This is a genomic window from Cohnella thailandensis (genome assembly GCF_014212135.1).
GTDB classification, from domain to species: domain Bacteria; phylum Bacillota; class Bacilli; order Paenibacillales; family Paenibacillaceae; genus Cohnella; species Cohnella thailandensis.
On record NZ_JACJVQ010000003.1, the window covers coordinates 309,337 to 330,387 of the forward strand.

The window sequence follows — 21,051 nt, forward strand, 5'->3', positions numbered from 1 at the left end:
ACGGGTCAATTTTATGAAAATTGGGAGGTTCTCTCTAAACCTTTAGCCTCTACATGTCGATAACACTAGTAACGTGTCAGGTGCGTGAGACCAACCAGCCACGCTATATCATTACGAGACAAGCTGGGGTGTACGAATGAAGAACTCAACAATAATAGGGCTTATACTGGGACTGTTTTCGCTGATCGTAGGGATGATCCTTAAAGGCGCCCCGATCACGTCCCTTATCTCCAACCCTGCCGCGTACGTCATCATTCTGGTCGGTACCGCCGCTTCGGTCGTCATGGCGTTCCCGAGCCGCGATCTGGCCAAGGTGCCTAAGCTGTTCAAGATCCTCTTCTCGGAGCAGAAGCTGATCTCGAAGCAAGAAGTCATTACGATGTTCATGGAATGGGCATCGATCACCCGCCGCGAAGGCTTGCTCGCTCTGGAAGCCCGAGTCGACGAGATCGAGGACCAGTTCCTCAAGAACGGCATGAGGATGATCATCGACGGCAACGACCAGGACTTCGTAAGAGACGTTCTGCTTGAGGATATCTCCGCGACGGAAGACCGGCACAAGGCCGGAGCCCAGATCTTCTCCCAAGCCGGGATGTACGCTCCTACGCTGGGCGTACTCGGAGCGGTCGTCGGCCTGATCGCCGCGCTCGGCAACCTGGAGGAGATGGAGAAGCTCGCTCACGCGGTCGCGGGCGCCTTCGTCGCTACGGTACTCGGTATCTTCACCGGTTACGTCCTCTGGCACCCTATGTCCAACAAGCTTAAGCGTCTGTCCAAGCGGGAAGTCGAGCTTCGCCTGATGATGGTGGAGGGCCTGCTGTCCATTCAATCGGGCGTCTCCACGACGGCGATCCAGCAGAAGCTGTCCGTCTTCCTGACTCCGACGGAGCGCCAGCGCTTGGCCGAGAAGGAGGAATCCGCTCGTGAGCAGAAAGAACCGGCATGAGGAGCATGAAGAGCACGCGGACGAATCCTGGTTGCTGCCCTATTCGGACTTAATGACGCTTCTCCTGGCCTTGTTCATCGTCTTGTACGCCGCCAGCTCCGTGAATATTTCGAAGCTGGAGGAATTGAGCAAGGCATTCGATAACGCCTTCTCCTCCGGGATCAGCATCCTGGATAAGAGCGCTCTGATCGAAGCCGAAGACGAGCAGAACAAAAGCCAGAAGCAGCGGCATGAAGAGATCGGCATCCGCACTCAGCAGGAGAAGCTGATGGCGCAAGAGCAGGAGGATCTTGAGAAGCTGAAGAAGGAACTGGACCAGTACATCGACAAGAACGGACTGGTCACCCAACTGGAAACTCAGCTTAACCAATCCCAGCTCATGATCACCATTCGCGATAACGCCCTGTTCGCTTCCGGAAGCGCGGACGTGAAGCCTACCGCGCAGAAGCTTGCCGTCGCGATCGGCCTGATGCTGCAGAAGTACCCGGATTATGAAGTCCTCGTCTCCGGGCACACGGACGATCATCCGATCAGCACCAGCGAGTTCGCCAACAACTGGGAGCTCAGCTCTCAGCGGGCGCTTAACTTCATGGAAGTTCTGCTGCAGAACCAAGCGTTCGATCCGAAGAAGTTCAGCTTCATCGGCTACGGCGAATATCGCCCGGTCGACACGAACGACACCGAAGCCGGCCGCGCGAAGAACCGCCGAGTCGAAGTATCGATCCTTCGGAAGTACACCGACAGCTCGGCCACCAACACGGTGCTTAGCGCGATTTCCGATGAGGCGAATTCCGCTCCGTCGACAACGACAAGCAACTAAACATCGAGCGTAGAAGAAGGGCTGCCGACCGGCAGCCCTTTTGCGTTAAGTTCTCCGATCGGTTTCACGAAACGAATGGATACGCGAATGCGTCAGACAGATATAGACGGAATATTCAAGACTGCAAACGATGCCGTAAAGGGAGTGCACTTATGAAACTAAAATGGGTACTGAGGATCTTTAGCTTAATCGCGTTTATTTTGGCTCTTCTGTTTATCCTTAATGATAACCAGACGGCAGGCGTGGTATTTCTAGTCGTCGGTTTGGTTTTGGAGGCTTGCGACATCCTGGCGAATCGTAAAGCTCCCTAGTCGTCAATCTTAGAATATGACCCGTCATTCAACTCGGCATTTCGACCTCACTTCTTCATCCTACACGGACATTTTATTTTCAAAGAGTGTAAGGATGTTTAATGGATTCTATAAGCTAGACAGAATCTGTGTTCCATAAGAGGAGGTCTTCGAATGAATGGAACTCCGTTCCCCGAATCCTATTGGCTTGCATCCGCCGAGAGGCCCGTCTTCCGGAAACTGGACGGCACGGTCACCGTCGACACGGCGGTTATCGGAGCCGGGATCGCCGGGATCACGACCGCTTACCTGCTTGCCAAGGAAGGCAAGAACGTGGCCCTCGTAACGGCGGGCCGGATTATGAACGGAACGACCGGCCATACCACGGCCAAGGTTACCGCTCAGCACGGCTTGATCTATGACGAATACATTCGCGATTTCGGCGAAGAGAGAGCCGGGCTCTTCTATCGAGCCAGCATGGACGGCTTAAGCTTCATCCGGCGAACCATCGAAGAGCATCAAATCGATTGCGGCTTCTCGGAAGAGGATGCGGTAGTTTATACCAATGTCCAAAATCAGGTTTCTAAGCTGGAGGACGAGTTTAAGGCATATGCAAGGCTGGGAATTCCCGGCTCCTACAGCGAGTCCATTCCCCTGCCGGTTCCGGCTATCGCCTCCGTCAAGATGACGGGACAAGCCCAGTTCCACCCGATCCCGTACTTGTCGCATCTGATCCGGGAATTCGTCCGTTTGGGCGGACAGGTCTACGAAGAGACGACGGTCGAGACGGTCGAGGAGGGCACTCCTTCCAAGCTGATCTCGACGAACGGATACGAGGTCATCTGTCAGGATGTCGTCTCCTGCTCTCACTTTCCCGTTTATGAGAGCGGCTTTTATTATGCCAGACTTCATCCGGAGAGCTCCTATGTCATCGCGGTCGCGTCTCCCAAACCCTATCCCGGCGGCATGTATATCAATGCGGAGAATCCCACGAGATCCATCCGCGCCGTGCATTATCGGGAAGAGGAGCTATTGCTGGTCGGAGGAGAATCGCACAAGACGGGTCAAGGCGTTCCGACGATGGAGCACTATGAAGCGCTTGAGAGATTCGCGAGAGAATCGTTCGGAGCCGCCGAGATGCGGTACCGTTGGTCCGCATTGGATTTCGAGACGCTCGATAAGCTGCCTTATATCGGACGATCCACCCGCAAGCATCCCCGCAGTTATGTGGCGACAGGCTTCCGCAAGTGGGGAATGACTTCCGGTACGGTCGCCGCGCTCGTGTTGACCGATCTGATCATGGCCAGAGACAATCCCTACGCGGAGTTATTCGACCCGTCGCGGTTCGAAGCCGGCCCGAGCGTCAAGACCTTCATCAAGGAGAATGCGAATGTAGCCAAGGAATTCGTCAAAGGGAAGCTGGAGTGGATGAGTACGAAGCCGGAGGAGCTAGGTCCCGACCAAGGGGCGCTCGTACGGCTCCATGGGAGGAAAGTAGGGGCGTATAGAGCCCGGACGGCGAACTCCATCTGCTCGATGCCACCTGTACCCATATGGGTTGCGAGGTGGAATGGAACGACGGTGACCGGACATGGGATTGTCCCTGCCACGGATCCAGGTTCGACTGCCGGGGAGAGGTTATCGAAGGGCCGGCTGTCGAGCCTTTAAAGAAAGTAGAAGACTGATCCAAAGGAGCTGGAGCTTATGAACGAATTCGAACGTCCGCATAAGAAAGAAACCGAAATCCGTCCGGAGAGGGATCATCCGGAGCAATATCCGACGGAGAAGGAGAGTCTCTTCGATAAATTCCTGAGCGAACGCAACGTGGATCCGATTCCTGTGGAGGATCTGAACATGGAAGTCAAGGAAGAGAAGGATAAGACCGCGACAAAGAACCATTCCTCGAGCGAAAATAAACACCGTCCCTGACAGCCGCCATAAAAACCATTCCTATGCTCGCCGAGACATGGCTAGAAGCCGCTCCCAGGCCCCGCGCCTCCGGGAAGTGGCTTCTATGAGCTTGGGGCGTTACCCTTGAACGAGACTAGGCATGACCTGCCCGTCTGCCGGCTTCTCTTTATCTCGTTCCATGCGTTCCTTGCGTATTCCTGCCCAGATCTCAAGACTTCTCCAGATCGCAACGATATCTTGTCCGTAATGGACGCCGAAATAAGACCACTTGCCGCTCAGCTCCTCCCAGAATCTCACCTTGCCCCGATAACCCAGCTCCTCGATCCTTTGAACTCTTGCGGAAGAGTTCTCGTCATCGGGCGTCTTCCTGAGGGGGAGTTCCGAGTCCTTCGAGAAACGATAGAGGAGGCGGATATGCTCCTCGATGAATCTCTCCGTCCACAGCTCGTCTCTGCCCTTCAAGCTCCACAAATCGGGAAGAAGATTGGCCGCGAGAGGAACCACTCGATTGGCGGACAACCACCTCGTCTCGTAAATCGCCTGGCAGAAAGCGATATCTCCCCTGATCCCGTACTCGTTGCCGATAGCCAAATATGCCTTCGCTCCGTCCTGCCCGATTCGCAGCCGCCGCCTTGCGGCATAATGCTCGAGATCGGCCGCTTCGACTCTTGCCGGGCCTGCTATCGGAGTTTTCCCGGACGGATCTCCTCCCTCTTCGATCCGATACCGGATCCCCGCCTCAAACCACATACCGGTCCCCCCATTCCCTCTCCTCTTGTGCCTAACTGTTTCTCTTATTCTATTCCGGCATGTAGATAACTTGCACTTCGGTCCTTCTCTGATACAATTTAAACAGCCCTATTCGGGGGATATGCACATATTCACGCATCGCTATCCCCATTATCCACCGCAGGATGTGGATAACTATAACGGCGGGATGCCTTGCTGTGCCTCACATCTGGCCGTGCACCCCATAACGAATGCACATATTGCCCACAGAAATCAACAAGGTGTGCATAATCGTGTGGACAACAAAGAGGTTATCCACAAAATTGTGCACACCATGTTAACAACGAATACACGTTCGCGGTAAAACCGAGAGGAGATCGAACGAATGACGGATCGGCAGCTGGAAGACGAGAAATGGATGCGTGAAGCCATTCAACAGGCGAAACTAGCAGAGGAGATCGGGGAGGTACCTATCGGCGCGGTAATCGTTCGGGATGGGGTCATCGTCGGCTCCGGCTACAATGTCCGGGAGACCACGCATGATCCGACCGCTCACGCCGAGATGGTCGCCATACGTCAAGCGAGCGAAACGCTCGACGCATGGCGACTTCTGGGCTGTACCTTATATGTAACGCTTGAACCTTGCCCGATGTGCGCGGGCGCCATTCTCCAATCCCGCGTGGAACGGGTCGTGTACGGAACCGCCGATCCGAAGGCCGGATGCGTCGGCACGCTGATGGATCTTCTGCGCGACCAACGATTTAACCATGTGACCGAGTGGACCTCAGGAGTGCTTCAGGAACAATGCGCCATGCTCTTGACCGATTTCTTCCGACGACTTCGAGTCCGCAAATAAAGCCATTGCGGGGATGGGCTGCCTGCTTCTGCATGAATTCATGCGATTCTTCTGGAGCTGAACAATCAGTCGATCCGCTTCTTCGCTAACTGCGACAATCTCCGGGTCGGTCAGATTTCCCAAGTCGTTCGCCATATCATAGAGCCGGTTCTGCAGCATCTCGAGACGATGAATGAGTAGGCTGTTATCCATTAGGGCTTCTGGCCGCTCCTTTCGAATTAGATTATTCGTCACGCAGCGATTAACATCCGTGAACTAGACTCATTATATGATATATTTTCAGCCATTAATGTAGAACCATGTCGATCCAATCATTTTAATTTCTCTCATTTTCCGACATTTTTGGTTCGGCCGGACTATGACCGCGGAATCAAAAATAGACATTATTTTCGCTAGGAAAGGGGTAAGCCCATGTCCTCCCGACTGTTGCTTGTCGAAGATGACGAATCGCTGCATCGAGGAATCGAATTTACGCTGCGGCAGGAAGGCTATGAAGTGGTAGGTGCGCGCCGGATCGCGGAAGCGGAAGCCGCCGTGGAGAACGACCGCTTCGACCTCATCGTTCTGGACGTGCAATTGCCCGACGGAAGCGGATTCGACTTCTGCAGCAAGCTGAGAAGAGGGTCCGACACCCCCGTAGTGTTCCTGACGGCCAGCGACAGCGAGCTCGACATCGTCCGCGGCCTGGACTTGGGCGGGGACGACTATATCACGAAGCCGTTCCGCCTGCGCGAATTCCTCTCCCGGATCCAAGCCGTCCTTCGGCGCCACAATCGCAACCCGGCCCGAAGCTCGAATAGCGAGGGAGCGGCGGTTCAGGCCGGCGACCTCGCGCTCTATCCGCAAGAGATGCGGCTTACCAAGCAGGGACGCGAAATCTCGCTCAGCATGACCGAATTCCGGCTGCTTTCCCTGCTGATGAACCATCCTCGCGCCGTCTTGTCCAAGGAGCAGATCCTGCAGCAGCTCTGGCAGGAGGGCAGCGATTATATGGACGACAACACCATTGCGGTCAACGTAAGGCGTCTTCGCGAGAAGATCGAGGATAAGCCGAACGATCCGCAGAAAATAATAACGGTGCGGGGGGCAGGCTACAGGTGGAACGGTTAAGCGAGACTAGACGAAGCTTCGGGCGGCTCTGGCGCAATCCCGGCGTTCGCCGCTTTGCCGCGATCTGCCTGGCCGCCGCCGTCGTCCTGATGCTGTTCGCCTGGCTCTACAGCCGCTACGAGAGCGACCGCTTGAAGCGCGAGTGGCTCGCCCGCGACGAGCGGCTGATCGGGTCGCTCGCCGCCGCCCATCCCGAGCTGGCCCCCGAGCTTCCCCGCCTATTCGTCGAGGATGGGAAGGAAGACCCGGAAGCCCGCAAGCTCGGGCAGGAGCTCGCCTCCCGCTACGGGTTGGACGAGAAGGCGGACAGCTCTATTTTCCCCATTGTCGAACGATTTCGCTCGGAGCTTTGGATTAAGCTTAGCGCAGGTCTCGGCCTGTTTATTCTCCTCTTGTCCTTGCTGCTCTTCCGAGTGTATGCCAGCCCTTATCGGCATATTCACCGGCTGGCCGTCTCGCTGGAGAAGTCCGTAAAGCAGAATTCGCCGATGGACAAGCCCCTCTATGAAGACGGAGAGCTGGGCCTGCTCTCGCATACCGTTCAGGAGCTCTCGCTCCGGCTCCAGGAGACGATCTCCCAGCTTCACAAGGAGAAGACGCTGCTGAAGGATACCGTGGCGGATATCTCCCATCAGCTCAAAACCCCGCTCACGTCGCTCGCCATCTACGTGGAGCTTCTTCAGGATCCTCGGACAAGCCGGGAGGACGCCCGCGAATTCCTCGAGACATGCCGCCGCGAACTGGAACGGATGGAATGGCTCATCCTGACGCTGCTTAAGATCGCCCGGCTGGAGGCGGAAGCTCTCGAGATCGTTCCGGTCCGGGCGCCGCTATCCGACACGGTCGAGATGGCGCTCGATCCTCTAAGAAGCGTAGCCGAGCTGCGCCGGGTTCGGCTCCGCGTGGAAACCCCGCAAGAAGAGATTCCTCTTCTGCACGACCCTAAATGGCTGTCGGAGGCTTTGACGAATCTCGTCAAGAACGCGATCGAACACAGCCCGGAGGGTGGACAGGTGACCGTTCGGACGGAGCGCACGCCGATGTTCGCCCATATCTCGGTTAGGGACCAAGGGGAAGGCATCGACGAGCAGCATCTTCCGCATATTTTCAAGAAGTTCTACCAATCGTCCCCGGCCGGCAGCGGAGTCGGTCTCGGCCTTCCTCTCGCGAAGTCAATCGTGGAGAAGCACGACGGGCTGCTGTCCGCCTCCAGCAGGCCCGAAGAGGGAACGACCTTCACGATGACGATTCCTTTGCACCGGACCCTCCCCCAGGCATCCTCCCTTACAAATCTGTAAGGCGGCGCGTCCTCCCTTGTAAGGTTGGGGCGCTATACTTGACCTGTAGATTGTACGGGAAAGGATGAATTAACGATGAACAGCATCATCGGGGTCGATAAACTGAGCAAGACCTATGGCAAGGACAGCACCAAGGTAGAAGCTCTCCGGGAGGTCAGCTTCGACGTCGCGCAAGGGGAATTCGTCGCGATCGTCGGATCCAGCGGTTCGGGCAAAAGCACGCTGCTGCACATGCTCGGCGGACTGGATCATCCCACTTCGGGAACGGTGCACATCGACGGAGAGAACCTCTACGCGCTGAAGGAACGGGAACGCGCCGTGTTCCGCCGCCGGAAGATCGGGTTTATTTTCCAATCGTTTAACCTGATTCCGGTCCTCAGCGTCGAAGAGAACATCCAGCTTCCGCTGCTCCTGGATCATCGCCAGCCGGATAAAGAGTATATCCGCGACCTGATCCACACGCTCGGCCTGGACGATCGCCGCAGGCACCTGCCGTCGGAGCTGTCCGGCGGACAACAGCAGCGCGTCGCCATCGGCCGCGCCCTCGCCTATCGCCCGGCGATCGTGCTCGCGGACGAGCCGACCGGGAACCTGGACAGCGCCAACAGCCGGGAGGTCATGGAGCTTCTGAAGCTCGCCGTTCGGCAGTACCACCAGACCGTCATCGTCATCTCCCACGACATGAACATCGCCGCCGAAGCGGACCGCGTGCTGCGCATGCAGGACGGCCGCCTCGTCAGCGACACTCGCGGGGGGAATCGGGCATGAAGGGATACGGCGCGCTCGCCGGGCGCTATCTGAAGCAGCAGCGCAAGCGCTCGATTCTGACGGTAATCGGCATCATCCTCTCGGTAGCGCTTATCAGCGCAATCGGGACCATGGGCATGAGCATCAAGGATAACTTGTTGAAGGAAGCGGTCTATAACAGCGGGTCCTATCACTTCGCTTACAGCAAGGCAGACAGCGGATTGTATAACGAAATAACGAAGAATGTCCTCGTCGACCGAACGGGCGTTATGAAGGAGAGCACGGAGACGGAGCTCCGGGACTCCATCAAGCTGACCCTGAACGAAGTCAACGCGGATTTGTTCCAGTTGGCGCCTCTGCATCTGGCTTCCGGACAGTGGCCGAAGTCGTCCGGCGAGATTATCGTGGAGGAATGGATTCTTCCTTACTTGCCGGGGGAACCGAAGCTTGGAGGGACGACGACGCTGAGCGGGCCGGACGGCCAGCCTCATGAGTACATCGTGTCCGGGCTCTTGATCAACACGAGGATCAACCAGCTGAATCTCGAGTCCTCCGCCTTTTCTTTGAATGGCGAGGTGGGTTCGTCATCCGGGGAACTGGATTTATTCGCCACCTTGAAGCCGGGAGTCGATATCAGCGACAACCTGGACTCGTTCCGGGAGCTGGCGCGGGAACAATTCAGCCCGAACAATCTGGTGCTCGCCTATATGGGAGAATCGCCGGACGACAACTTCAACCAGGTCCTGCTCGTTATCTTCGGAACGCTGATCGGCCTTGTCGTTCTGTCGACGGCCGCCGTTATTTATAATATTTTCCACATCTCCGTTCTGGAAAGAATCCGTCAATTCGGGCTGCTCCGTACGCTCGGTGCTACTCCGTCGCAGATTCGCGGGCTCGTGTTCCGCGAGGCGACGACCCTTGCGGCGATCGGCATTCCGCTCGGCTTGTTATGCGGATGGGGCGTGCTATGGCTGATCATCACGCTGATGGTCGAGGCCGGATTCCGCATCCTGTCGCTGGAGCAATTCGAATTGAATTGGCATACGTGGATCATGGCCGGCAGCGTGGTCATCGGGCTTCTCTCGGTCTATCTGGCCGCTTGGCTCCCCGCGCGCAAAGCCGCCTCCGTCTCGCCGGTCGAAGCGGTGCGAGGCGCGGGAAGCATCGTGCGGGAATCGTACCGCCGCTTCCGAATCCCGTCCCCGCTTCAAGCGATCGGCGTCGGGGGCAACATGGCCGCCAAGAACATTCGCCGCAATCGCAGCAAGTTCCGCATTACGAGCTTCTCGGTCATTATCAGCGTGACGTTGTTTATCGTGTTCCACTACTTTACCCAAGAGATGTTCTCGCTTACCTCGGGCTCTAACGACGAAGAACGGATCGCGTTCTCGGTGACGATATCGTCCCAAGGGAATACGGAAGGCGAGAAAGCCGATTTCCTCTCCGAAGAGCAGATCGGCAAGCTCGAGAACCTGCCGGGCGTGCGCGGCGTCTATGGAAGGTACAACACCTTCGGGACCACCGCCTGGGTTCCCCGGAAGCTGGTCAACGAGCAATTCTTGAACATATCGCGGATCCAATATACGGAGTCGACTAAGGACGAGACCGATTACAGCCTGGTGAATATGGAGATGGCGAAGTATGACGATTCCCGCCTGAGAGAGGCGGCGGCTTATCTGACGGACGGAACGGCCGATCCGGAGAAGCTGAAGGCGATGAACGGGGTTCTGCTCGTGCAGACGGTCAAGCCTATGGATCCGGACACGGGGAAAAAGACGATTCTGGACATGACGAGGTACAAAGTCGGGGATAAGCTGCTTCTGGATATGTCGTCCGGCATAAGCGGTTCGGAAGGAGACGCCGATAAGGCGCTGTTCCGCGAAGTGACGATCGGGGGCATCCTCTCGCAGTCGCCGTTCGGAATGATCTATACGGATAACTATGCTCGAGTGATGGCCCCGGCCGATCTGTACGACGATCTGGTTCTTAGCGACAAGGCGGCTTCTCCCGCCGACTTGGCCCGATACGGCATCGACGTCGCCATGGAAGACGGGGCGGACGACGGCCCCGTTCGCGAAGCGCTGCAGCAGCTGGTCGATTCGACGCCGGGCGCCTACCTGGTCGATACGGCCGCCGATCAGAAAGAGCAGCGGCAGTTCACCCTGCAGATGCAAATCTTCATTTACGGCTTCCTTACCGTCATCGGGCTTATCGGAAGCTTGAATATCATCAACACGGTTCAGACGAACCTGCTGCTTCGCCGCCGCGAATTCGGGCTGCTGCAAGCGGTCGGAATGACGATGGGGCAGCTGAAGAGAATGGCGACGCTAGAGGGAGTCTGGTTCGGACTTCTTGGCGCCTTCTGGGGACTCGTTCTAGGAATCGGCTTCTGCTACTTCCTGTACTTGCAGCTCACGGAACTGCAAGGGATGCCCTTCCAGTTCCCGTGGGACGGTTCGCTTATCGCTTGCGCTGCCGCTTTCGTCGTCGGTTTGTTCTCCGTGCAAGGGCCGCTGCGCCGCCTTGCCAAGACGAACCTGATCGATTCGCTTCGCGAGGAGAATTAAGCATGAATACCCCAGCCTGGGAAACTAGGCTGGGGTTACCCTTTTGTCGGGCATCTCGGTTACTGAAGACAATAAGTTATCTATACAGCCCGGTTTCGGCCGGGCTATTCCGCGCCCGGAGCCGGCCCGCAGGAATCGCGGGACACCCATTCCGTCGGAAGGACGACTCGCTTCTCCGCCTCGGACGCGGGCTCCGGCTCTTCGGTGATGAGGCGGTCGAGCAGCGTCACCGCCTCGTAGCCCATCCTCGGCATATCCTGCCGGATGGTGGTGAGCGCCGGACGCATTCCCCGGGCGGCTTCGATATCGTCGAAGCCGACGATGGAGATATCGTCCGGGACCGCAAGCCCCCGCTCCGCGGCCGCATCCATCGCCCCGAGAGCGCTGAGGTCGGAGCAGCAGACGACCGCGGTGGGCCGTTCCCGTTCCTCTAGGGCGAGGAGCCGGTTCATCGCTTCGTACCCGCTCGCCTGCGTAAAGTCGTCCCCGACATCATAGTCAGGATGATCGGCCAAACTATGGTCCGCGAGCCCTTGCCGGAAGCCCCGCTTCCGAAGCTTTTCGACATAGGAGCCTTTAAGGCCCGCAAGGTAAGCGATCCGCCGATGGCCCAAGGCATGCAGATGCCCGACGGCCTCGCGGGTCGCTTCCGCGTTGTCGGAGGTAACCATCCCGATGCGGCTGCCCTTGATGTCCAGATCGATGAACACCGCGGGAAGATCCGCCTCCACCAGCTCCGAGAAGTTCCGGTCCGTCTCCTGGAAGCCGAACACGAGAACGCCCTCCACGTTGCGAGTCCGGCAGTGGCGCACCAAGCTGTATTCAGGGCCGATCTGGGCTTGCGCCAGATAGATCAGATCGTAGCCCTTCTCCTGCAACGCCCGGTCGACCCCGCCGAGCAGGCTCCCGAAGAACGGATGCGCGAGCCCGGTCGTCAAGAAGACGCCCAGCGTCATCGAGCGCTGTCCGACAAGAGCCCGCGCCGCCGCGTTGGGTTCGTACCGCAGCTCCTCGACGATCCTAAGCACCTTCGCCCGCGTCGCCTCGTTGACCGAAGAATATCCGTTAAGCGCCTTGGATACGGTGGACACCGATACCCCGGCGGCTTTGGCTATATCTCGTATGTTCACCGACATGATAAAACTTCGCCTCCACCGGTTCGTTCCCATTCGTCCCTCTAACGATAACCCGAATTTCGGGGCGTGGCAATCGCATGATATCGCCTGATCGCTGGTGCGAAGGCTATTAAATTCAAAACGGGTGGAACACCATTCTCCACCCGTTTTTGCTCTTACTCGTGTCAGCCGAAGTTCAATGGAATGCAAATATCATCACGCCTTCGGCGACATTGGACCCCAGCATGCCACGATCGGTATCGTTCAGGGACATTTAATTATGGAGAAAAGCGCATACTGGATTTTGACCAAGCTAATACACAAAGCTTTTCTCATTCCTTACTCTTTCAAGCTCACTTATCCAATGAGTGTCATCACCGAAATATTGGTTTATTACCGTATTGAAATTTTTAAAGGCTGTTGGTTCTGGCTTAGGGATCGGGGGTAAACTTAGCATTTTGGCTTTTTCATTTAATGTTCCAAAGAACATTACTTGACGCATGGCATCTTTTTTTAGGGAGGGTAGAACTTCGTTATTAATATATTCTTCACTTTCAATTGTTTTATCAACTAGTCTATTACAAAAGGCTTCTATTTCGTTATAAAACAATGAATACTTAATCTTGCTTTTTAAAAGCAAGCCAGTATATTGGGATTGATCCGTATCTTCAACTTCACCATTATTCTCTTGAATTTTCTTATCCAAAAGAGTAAATTCCGTTAGAACTTCTTCAAACTCGACTCGTTTGTTCCTAACTTTTTCGTACATTGCATCCGCTTCTAATCTATTAGCTTTTCTCCTTAGAATATCTTGCTCCTTTTTACTGCGACCATTCAAAACAGTTGTGTACACGAAACTTCCAATGGCTAGCAGAAATGAAAGCAACGAAATTATGGATTCCATATTATCTTGTCCTATTATTTTTTCTTTCCTTGATCAAGTATTAGAAGCAAGTAATCTAAATTGCTTGTATCCTCTTCAAAGAACATTAACTTCTTGCCTTTATTTTTTGAATATACAAATTGACCTAACTCTGCGCGTAGCTTATTTGCATTTGTAAGCCTTGATTTATTTTCTTGATACCAATTGTAAACATCATCAATTTCATCAGAGTTTAAAGCAGCACCGAATATCTTTAGTATAATTAATCGAATCTCATCCACAATATTTGAGCCTCTCTTTCCTATGATTCAACTGTAATAATATGTAACACAGGCGTAGCCTTTATGCAAAGGTTCTTTTGCAGGACTGTTCTTTCTCTATCTTCCGTAACGGAACGTACGGACGTTATTCGGAGTCATTAAAGCATCTTTCGATTCTAACGGAATGAGGAGCCCTTATATTAGCCATGGTTCCTCTTATTAGGTCATTTCTTCAAAAATAAGAGCCCTCTGTTCCGTTAAATCGCAAAAACAGGTTTATGAGGCGAGGTAACGGCTCTCAGTTCCGTTACGATTCAGTTACTTGGCAAGGACGACCTTCTAGAAGAAAGTCCCCCCAACAACAAATCAAAACGAAAGAAATCCAATCATCGTCTCATGGATGCGCTTTCTTATCCCCGTTATCATGGGAATACGAGGAGGATGGCTCATGTACGCAAAGCTCTATAAGCATCGTTGGCAGTATCTCATGATCCTGCCCGGCGTCGTTCTGTTGTTTCTGTTCAGCTACGTTCCGATGGCGGGAATCGTCGTCGCGTTCCGCGACTTCCGGATCGGCACGTCCATCTGGGACAGCCCGTGGGTCGGGTTCGACAATTTCTCGTTCCTTCGGGAACCCCAATTCTGGACGGTCGTGGAGAACACGCTGTACATTTCTGTGTTAAAATTTATTTTCGGTTTTCCGGCGCCTATCCTTCTGGCTCTATTGATTAACGAAGTCGCCCACTCCAAGTTCAAGAGATTCGTGCAGTCGGTCAGCTATCTGCCCCACTTCTTCTCCTGGATCGTCGTGGCTTATATGCTTCAATCGTTCCTCACGCTGGACGGGGGGATGGTCAACCAATTGATCGCCAAGGCGGGCGGGGAACCGATCTTCTTCCTGGGATCGACCGAGTGGTTCCGTCCGATCGTCGTCGGCAGCGGGCTCTGGAAGGAGACCGGCTGGAACACGATTCTGTACCTGGCGGCCATCACGACGATCGATCCGCAGCTCTATGAAGCCGCGAAGGTCGAAGGAGCCGGGAAGCTCGCGCAGATCCGGCACATAACGCTTCCGGGCATCATGCCGACGATCTCGATCGTGCTGATCCTGAGCATTCCGAGCTTGATCACCGTAGGCATGGATCAGATTTACCCGCTCATGAACTCGGCCAACATGCAAGTATCGGACGTCCTGGATACGTACGTGCTCCGCAGCGGACTGCAGCAAGGCTACTTCGGAATGTCGACCGCCGTCGGCCTGCTCTCTTCCGTGATCGGCCTGGTGCTTGTCCTTACGACGAACCAGCTGTCCCGCAAGCTGAACGGCGAAGGACTATGGTGATCGTATGAAAAGAACCCGAATGGAGAAAATCGCCTACCCCGTCGTTATCGCCGTCCTGTCTCTGTTGTGTCTAAGCGTCATCTATCCGTTCCTCTACATGCTCGCCATCTCGCTTAACGAGGGCGCCGATGCGGCCAAGGGCGGAGTCTATATCTGGCCGCGTTCGTTCACGACGATCAATTACGAGATCGTGCTCGGCAACGAGGTCATTCGGCACTCTTATCTCATTACGATCGGAAGAACGGTTCTCGGAACGATCGGCGGCCTGTTCGTCACCCTGCTGGCGGCGTACGGCCTGTCGTACAAGAAGCTTCCGCTGCGGGGAACGATTCTCGGCTACATCCTGATCACGATGCTGTTCAACGGGGGCCTTATCCCCTTCTACATTCAACTCAACGATTTAGGCTTGCTCAATACGTTCTGGGTGTACATTTTCCCGGGATTGTTCTCGGCTTGGAACATGTTCGTCATGCTGAAGTTCATTCAAGGCATCCCGGAGGCGCTGATCGAGGCCGCCGAGCTGGACGGAGCCGGCCCGGTCCGCGCCCTGCTGCAGATCGTCATCCCGCTCTCGAAGCCGATGCTCGCCGCTCTGGGCTTGTTCACGGCGGTCGGCCACTGGAACGACTGGTTCGCGGGCAGCTTCTTCGTCACCGATCAGTCCTTGATCCCGGTTCAGACGTTCCTTCAGCAGCTGCTGTCGGCTAGCGATCTATCGGCGGTACTCGGTTCGAACACGAACCAGGAAGCGCTGGCGAGAAGCTCCGAGATGGCCAATATCACGCTGATGTCCATCAAGATGGCCGTCGTCATGGTCAGCTCGATTCCGATCCTGTGCATCTATCCTTTCCTCCAGAAGTACTTCGTGAAGGGCGTGCTGATCGGCTCGGTGAAAGGCTGACTTGCAAGTCTCCATATGGGGTATACGCAATTGTTCCTATACCAAAATCTCTAACAGACAGGGGAGTTATCGATGAGCTCCATCAACAGAAGAAAAGGGTGGGCCGCCTTATCGCTGGCAGCCGTTCTGGCCGTAACGGCAGGCTGCTCCGGTTCGGGCAATTCCAACGAGGCAAGCAATTCCGGTTCCGAGGCTTCCGGCACTCAAGCCGCGCCGTCGGGCAATTCCTCCGGACCGCTGGCCTTCGATCTATGGCTGGGCTGGACGGCGACGATCAATAACGATAGCCTGGTTCAGAAGTACTGGAAGGAGACCGAGCCCGGCGTCGAGGTGAAGCTGGAAGCGACCCAAGGCGATGCCCTGACGGCCCTGAACCTGAAGATCAATACGGGCGGCTTCAAGGACGCCGCGATTTTCGGCCGCAACGACACGGTCAAGAGCGCGATGAACCGCTCCAATCAAATCCTGTCTCTCGAGCAATACTTCGACATGCCGGATAAATATCCGGGACTCGCTGCGATTCCGAAGCAATACCTCGAGCGCATGAAGGATAAGGACGGCCATATCTGGTCCATTCCGACCTGGTTCGACCAGAATCCGGACGATCCGTGGCCGGGTTGGTCCTCCCTCTCCTGGGTCGTTCGCACGGACGTGCTGGAGCAGGTCGGCATGACGAAGGACGACCTGAAGACGATCGAAGGCGTCGAGACCTACCTGAAGAAAGCCGCCGAGCAGAAGGACGCTTCCGGCAAGTCCCTTCTTCCGATGTCGTTCCTGATGGACACGAACGATACGGCCGGCTGGAACGACGAGAACGCGATCCTGACCGCGTTCGGCGTCTCGACCTCCGGATCGGGCGTCGCGAAGAAGGGAGACGAGTTCGTCTTCGCCTTCGACGATCCGCAGTACAAGGCCGCCTACCAGTGGATGAACAAAATGTACCGCGAGCAGCTGATCGATCCGGAAGTCGTGACCGACAAGAAGGAGCGCTACAAGGAGAAGAACAAGTCCGGACGCGTGGCCCTTAACGTCGGCAGCTTCTTCAACATGGACGCCTCCCTCTGGGAGACGCTGGACGGCCCGACCGAGACCGGTTGGTACTACGACGTCATTCCGTACCCGCAGGTTCCGGGCGTCGAGCAAGTCGGCACGAACCAAGTCGTCAACCCGTATCCGGGCTACGACGTCTACATCAGCAAGAACACGAAGAATCTCGAAGCCATCCTGAAGTTCTTCGACTACACGCTCTCGCCGAAGCCGGAGATGCAGCAGGTCGTCAACGAAGGTCCTGCCGGCCTATATTGGGATTGGGTCGATCAGCCGCTTGGAAAGTGGAACTACATCGACGATAATTATAAGCAGCTGCGCAATTCGGGCGACCAAGCCTCGAAGGCCAAGGTAACGCCGGAGCTGTACATGACCTCTTCCTACAACAACGCCTGGTATCCTTGGTGGAACAACGAGGTCGAGCTGGCGGGCGCGGCCAAGTCGCAGCAGTTCACGGCGGCGGTCGGCCAGATGGGCGGCGTGCGAGCGGCCCACAACTACGACCTGCTCACTCCGAAGGAAGGCGGCGTATGGGAGAAATACGCTCCGGAGCTCGAGAACATCCGCAAGGAATTCCGGGCGAAGTTCCTGATGGCCAAGGACGACGCGGCATTCGAGTCGACCTGGAAGGCGTTCCGGGACGCCCTGGAGAAACGCGCTCACTGGAGTGAAATGAAGCAAGAATGGCTGGAGACGTACCAAGCGGACGTGGCGGCCAACGGGGAATTCTAAGCGGAGCAGGAGCAGCCTTCGGGTTGCTCCCTTTGCCGTTCTGCGGCGGCCGCGCGACATCGGGACGGGGGAGAAGCGGTGAAAGTCAAACAAACGCTGGAGAGATGGATCCTGCGGGGAACGAGGTCCATGCACCTGCGCGGCAAAATCGTGCTGTTCTACGGGCTGATCGTCTTCATCCCCACCGTCCTCCTCGCCGTGGGCGCGGGCTTTCTGACCTTCCACAGCGTTCGGGAGAACTACCTGCTGACCATCAAGGAAGCGGTTCGCCAGACCGCCCAGAGCATCGAGTTCCGGAAGCAGAGCTACGATCTTCTGGCGACGCGAACCGCGACCGACGGGGAGCTCATCTCCCGGCTGTCCCGGGATTACGCGGACATGGTCGAGCAGCTTGAGACGGTCAATTACGTCGATCGTTCGTTCCTGCTCACCGCGAAGTATTTGCCGGGGATCGAGGACTTCCGCATTTATCATACGAACGGCAATCTGGTGCAGGACGGCGGCCTCCTATGGAAGCCGGAGGACCGGATGCTGGCCGGGATCAAGGAGAGCGATTGGTTCGAGCAGACGATGGGCTCGCATGACATCCTGAGCTGGACCAACGCGCAGAACGACCCGCGGAAGCTGATCGTCTCCAGCAAGATCATCGACGGCTACGGCCGCTCCTACGGACTCGTGTATCTTCTGCTGGATTACAACGACGTGTTCGCGGAGCCGTTCAACCATCCGTTCAGCGGCGCCGGGGACATGTACATCGTCGACAAGGACGAACGCATCATCGCGTCCTCCGAATCGTCCGAGATCGGAGACCGGCTCTCCAGCTCCTCCCTGCAGCCTTACTGGAAGCACCAGAACAAGGTGAGCACCCCGATCGGCGGGAAGGTTCTGATCGTCCAGAAGCTCAGCGACAATTGGTCGATCGCGGCGCTCGTCCATATCGACCAGATGGAGAAGCAGTCCAAGCACATCTATTACACCGTCGGCGCCAGCATCGCTTTTTTCCTCTTCATCTCCGTCTTCGTCATCATGGCCGTGCTGAAGAACGTCGTGTGGCGGATCCGCAAGCTGGGCAACCGCATGACCGATATCTCGCACGGGGTGTTCGAGGTCACGGTCAAGAACCGGGACAACGACGAGCTCGGCGAGCTGGAGGTGCTGTTCAACTCGATGTCGGGACGGCTGGGGCGGCTCGTCGAAGAGAACACGCAAGCGAATCTCAAGGAGAAGGAGCAATCGTTCCAAGCGCTTCAGGCTCAGATCAACCCGCACTTTATCTATAATTCCCTCAGCCTGATCCGCTGGCGTGCGATGGATCTGCAGGACGACATGCAGCTGCGCACGATCGACGCTTTGACGACGTTCTACAGGCTGGCTTTGAACAATCGGGTCAACGTAACGCGGATCAAGGACGAAGTCGAGCATCTGAAGGCGTATCTGGAGATCCAGCAGCTTCGCTATCCCGGAAGAGTGAACGTGGAATGGGAGATCGAGGAGGAGACGCTGGAGCTCTATACGATCAAGCTTCTGCTGCAGCCGATCGTGGAGAATTGCTATCTGCACGGCGGCATCACGAACCGTCCGAACGCCTTCATTCGAATCTCCGTCCGACGAGAGGAGAATTCGGTGCATTTCCGCGTGTCCGACAACGGCAAAGGCATTAAACCCGAGGTGCTCGACAAAGTACGGAACGGCAGCTACGAGGGGAAAAACAACGGCTACGGCATGAACAACATTCGCGAGAGGCTGCGGCTTTATTTCGGACCGGAGGGTCGCCTTGCCGTCGACAGCGTCCGGGACGAAGGAACGGCGGTCTCGATCCGCATCCCCGTCTGCGAGGAGCGCCCGGAGATCAAACGAGGTGAAGGCACATGATTCAGGCATTGATCGTCGACGACGAACCGCTGCATATCCAAGGACTTCTTAGGCACGTGGACTGGAGACGGCTGGGCTACGAGGTCCCCTTTACGGCGGAATCCGGCGACGACGCGCTCGCCATCCTGGACGATAAGAAAATCGACGTTCTGATTACCGACGTCTCCATGCCCGGGATGACCGGGATCGAGCTGCTGGCGAGGTGCAAGTCGGATTTTCCCCACCTGCAATCTCTTCTTACGCTCATGATCAGCGGCTACGACGAGTTCGAATTCGTCCAGGAGGCGATCCATCTCGGGGCGAAGGCTTACGTGCTCAAGCCGATCAAGACGGAGGAGATCGAGGAGAAGCTCGCCTCGTTCCGAACGACGATCGAGAAGCGCGACCAGATCGAACGGGAGACGACCTTGCTTAAGGAGAAAGTAACCGGCAGCCTGGACGTCGTTCAGGATCGGTTCGTGAACGATTTGATTGAAGGCCGAGCGCATGACGGGGCGCTGATGGAGTCGTGGAGCCGGCTGCTCGACCTTCCCTTAGGCGTTGAGCATATCCGGATGTTCCTGATCGGGTACGACCGGCTCGATCTGGCCGGGGCGCCGGATGCCCGCCGGCGGATCCTGCTGGCCGACGGCCTTCTGAAGACCGTTAAGATCGGCTTGTCCGGCTGGGAAGGAACGTATATCGGCAAGACGGGAGCGGACGAGGCGGCGGTCCTCCATCTGAATGCGGAGCCTAGCGACCGGGCGAGAATGGAGAAGCAGCTGCAGTTCGTGCAGGAAGTCATCCGGGAGCAGTACGACGCTTCCGTGACGATCGGCGTGAGCCGCGAATGCTACGACTGGGAAGAGATTCCCCTGCTCTACAAAGAGATCAAGCACATGATGGCCAACGCCCGTCTGGGCGGCGGAGGCCGGATTCTCTACTTCGACCGGGTCGAGGCGGAGGACTATCAGGAATATCGATTGAAAGAAGAAGACGTGCCCGAGATCGTCCGCCTGCTGGAGAGAGGCGAAGGCGAGAAAGCGATCGTGCGGTTCAACCACGCCTTCGATCTGCTGCTGACGCAGAAGCCGGTCTCCTATTCTTACGTTCAGGCTTTCGCCATGGGGCTCATCAGCGAGCTGGCGCGCAAGATCGGCCTCGAGAAGCAGGAGGACGGCGACGAGAACATTCTGATCTGGAAAAGGCTGATCGACTGCACGGGAACCGAGGAGATCCGGGACGCGGTACTGGAATACATGGCCCGCTTCGGCCGGACGAACCGGCGGGAGGAGCCCGGACTGCAGCACAATCTCATCCGCCGCATCGCGGAGTATATCGGGGACCATCTGCAGGACCACATGACGGTCAAGCAGCTGGCGGAGCAATTTCACTTGAACGCGAGCTATCTCAGCGTATTATTTAAGAAGGAGACCGGCCGGACGATCTCCGACTTCGTTCAGGAGGCGCGGATGAACAAGGCGAAGGACCTGCTTCGCGATCCGAACGTCAAGATCTACGAGGTGGCGGAACAGGTCGGCTTCCAGACCGCGGCCTACTTCGCTTATCTCTTCAAGAAAGTAACGGGAACGACGCCGCAGGAGTACCGCGACTACAACGATTCGACATCATAGGTTGGCGCAAAA

Annotated in this window: 18 protein-coding genes and 1 pseudogene; 14 read left to right on the forward strand and 5 right to left on the reverse strand. The window is 56.4% G+C overall.

Annotation, left to right across the window (positions count from 1 at the left end; all coding sequences use genetic code 11):
* Positions 1–136 precede the first annotated feature (136 nt).
* The 4 genes and pseudogenes from motA to H7B67_RS03775 all read left to right on the forward strand — a co-directional run bounded on the left by motA (position 137) and on the right by H7B67_RS03775 (position 3,985).
* Positions 137–946, forward strand: coding sequence for a flagellar motor stator protein MotA (gene motA / locus H7B67_RS03760; RefSeq protein ID WP_185118454.1), 810 nt, complete (start codon positions 137–139; stop codon positions 944–946).
* Positions 924–1,766, forward strand: coding sequence for a flagellar motor protein MotB (locus H7B67_RS03765; RefSeq protein WP_185118455.1), 843 nt, complete (start codon positions 924–926; stop codon positions 1,764–1,766). The genes motA and H7B67_RS03765 overlap by 23 nt, the downstream gene beginning before the upstream one ends.
* A gap of 464 nt (positions 1,767–2,230) precedes the next feature.
* Positions 2,231–3,741, forward strand: a pseudogene (locus H7B67_RS03770) (FAD-dependent oxidoreductase).
* Positions 3,742–3,760: 19 nt separating this feature from the next.
* Positions 3,761–3,985, forward strand: coding sequence for a hypothetical protein (locus tag H7B67_RS03775; RefSeq protein ID WP_185118456.1), 225 nt, complete (start codon positions 3,761–3,763; stop codon positions 3,983–3,985).
* Positions 3,986–4,084: 99 nt separating this feature from the next.
* Here the strand turns inward: H7B67_RS03775 and H7B67_RS03780 are convergent, their stop codons facing one another.
* Positions 4,085–4,717 carry a glucosaminidase domain-containing protein gene (locus H7B67_RS03780; RefSeq protein ID WP_185118457.1) on the reverse strand — a complete coding sequence of 211 codons (633 nt, stop codon included), beginning with the start codon at positions 4,715–4,717 and terminating at the stop codon, positions 4,085–4,087.
* 364 nt (positions 4,718–5,081) lie between these two features.
* Between H7B67_RS03780 and tadA the strand changes: the two genes are divergently transcribed.
* The gene (gene tadA, locus H7B67_RS03785; protein ID WP_185118458.1) at positions 5,082–5,552 is read left to right on the forward strand and encodes a tRNA adenosine(34) deaminase TadA; all 471 of its coding nucleotides are present in this window, start codon (positions 5,082–5,084) and stop codon (positions 5,550–5,552) included.
* Here the strand turns inward: tadA and H7B67_RS03790 are convergent.
* Positions 5,481–5,744 carry an aspartyl-phosphate phosphatase Spo0E family protein gene (locus H7B67_RS03790; RefSeq protein WP_185118459.1) on the reverse strand — a complete coding sequence of 88 codons (264 nt, stop codon included), beginning with the start codon at positions 5,742–5,744 and terminating at the stop codon, positions 5,481–5,483. The two genes, tadA and H7B67_RS03790, sit on opposite strands and share 72 nt — an antisense overlap.
* A 219-nt stretch (positions 5,745–5,963) precedes the next feature.
* Here H7B67_RS03790 and H7B67_RS03795 point away from each other — a divergent pair, with 219 nt between their 5' ends.
* From H7B67_RS03795 to H7B67_RS03810, 4 genes are all read left to right on the forward strand, one after another.
* Complete coding sequence (locus H7B67_RS03795) at positions 5,964–6,662, forward strand: response regulator transcription factor (protein WP_185118460.1); 699 nt, start codon at positions 5,964–5,966, stop codon at positions 6,660–6,662.
* Positions 6,650–7,960 (forward strand): ATP-binding protein, encoded by a 1,311-nt coding sequence (locus H7B67_RS31235; protein ID WP_185118461.1) that lies wholly within the window; start codon positions 6,650–6,652, stop codon positions 7,958–7,960. The genes H7B67_RS03795 and H7B67_RS31235 overlap by 13 nt, the downstream gene beginning before the upstream one ends.
* 75 nt (positions 7,961–8,035) lie before the next feature.
* Complete coding sequence (locus H7B67_RS03805) at positions 8,036–8,728, forward strand: ABC transporter ATP-binding protein (protein WP_185118462.1); 693 nt, start codon at positions 8,036–8,038, stop codon at positions 8,726–8,728.
* Positions 8,725–11,274 (forward strand): ABC transporter permease, encoded by a 2,550-nt coding sequence (locus tag H7B67_RS03810; protein WP_185118463.1) that lies wholly within the window; start codon positions 8,725–8,727, stop codon positions 11,272–11,274. The genes H7B67_RS03805 and H7B67_RS03810 overlap by 4 nt, the downstream gene beginning before the upstream one ends.
* Positions 11,275–11,378: 104 nt before the next feature.
* Here H7B67_RS03810 and H7B67_RS03815 read toward each other — a convergent pair whose 3' ends face one another.
* The 3 genes from H7B67_RS03815 to H7B67_RS03825 form a co-directional block, all read right to left on the reverse strand.
* The gene (locus tag H7B67_RS03815) at positions 11,379–12,410 is read right to left on the reverse strand and encodes a LacI family DNA-binding transcriptional regulator (RefSeq protein WP_185118464.1); all 1,032 of its coding nucleotides are present in this window, start codon (positions 12,408–12,410) and stop codon (positions 11,379–11,381) included.
* Between the two features lie 292 nt (positions 12,411–12,702).
* On the reverse strand, positions 12,703–13,242 hold the full coding sequence (locus H7B67_RS03820) for a hypothetical protein (RefSeq protein WP_185118465.1): 540 nt from the start codon (positions 13,240–13,242) through the stop codon (positions 12,703–12,705).
* 65 nt (positions 13,243–13,307) lie between these two features.
* Positions 13,308–13,553 carry a hypothetical protein gene (locus tag H7B67_RS03825; RefSeq protein ID WP_185118466.1) on the reverse strand — a complete coding sequence of 82 codons (246 nt, stop codon included), beginning with the start codon at positions 13,551–13,553 and terminating at the stop codon, positions 13,308–13,310.
* A 427-nt stretch (positions 13,554–13,980) separates the two neighbouring features.
* Here H7B67_RS03825 and H7B67_RS03830 point away from each other — a divergent pair, with 427 nt between their 5' ends.
* The 5 genes from H7B67_RS03830 (at position 13,981) to H7B67_RS03850 (ending at position 21,039) form a co-directional block, all read left to right on the forward strand.
* Positions 13,981–14,874, forward strand: coding sequence for an ABC transporter permease (locus tag H7B67_RS03830; RefSeq protein WP_185118467.1), 894 nt, complete (start codon positions 13,981–13,983; stop codon positions 14,872–14,874).
* Between the two features lie 4 nt (positions 14,875–14,878).
* Positions 14,879–15,775 (forward strand): carbohydrate ABC transporter permease, encoded by an 897-nt coding sequence (locus tag H7B67_RS03835; protein ID WP_185118468.1) that lies wholly within the window; start codon positions 14,879–14,881, stop codon positions 15,773–15,775.
* A 72-nt stretch (positions 15,776–15,847) separates the two neighbouring features.
* Positions 15,848–17,554, forward strand: a complete 1,707-nt coding sequence (locus H7B67_RS03840) for a type 2 periplasmic-binding domain-containing protein (protein WP_185118469.1) — start codon at positions 15,848–15,850, stop codon at positions 17,552–17,554.
* Between the two features lie 78 nt (positions 17,555–17,632).
* Positions 17,633–19,426: a cache domain-containing sensor histidine kinase gene (locus tag H7B67_RS03845; protein WP_342592529.1), complete on the forward strand. Its 1,794-nt coding sequence runs from the start codon at positions 17,633–17,635 to the stop codon at positions 19,424–19,426.
* Complete coding sequence (locus H7B67_RS03850) at positions 19,423–21,039, forward strand: response regulator (RefSeq protein ID WP_245363687.1); 1,617 nt, start codon at positions 19,423–19,425, stop codon at positions 21,037–21,039. Before H7B67_RS03845 ends, H7B67_RS03850 begins: the two co-directional genes overlap by 4 nt.
* Positions 21,040–21,051 lie beyond the last annotated feature (12 nt).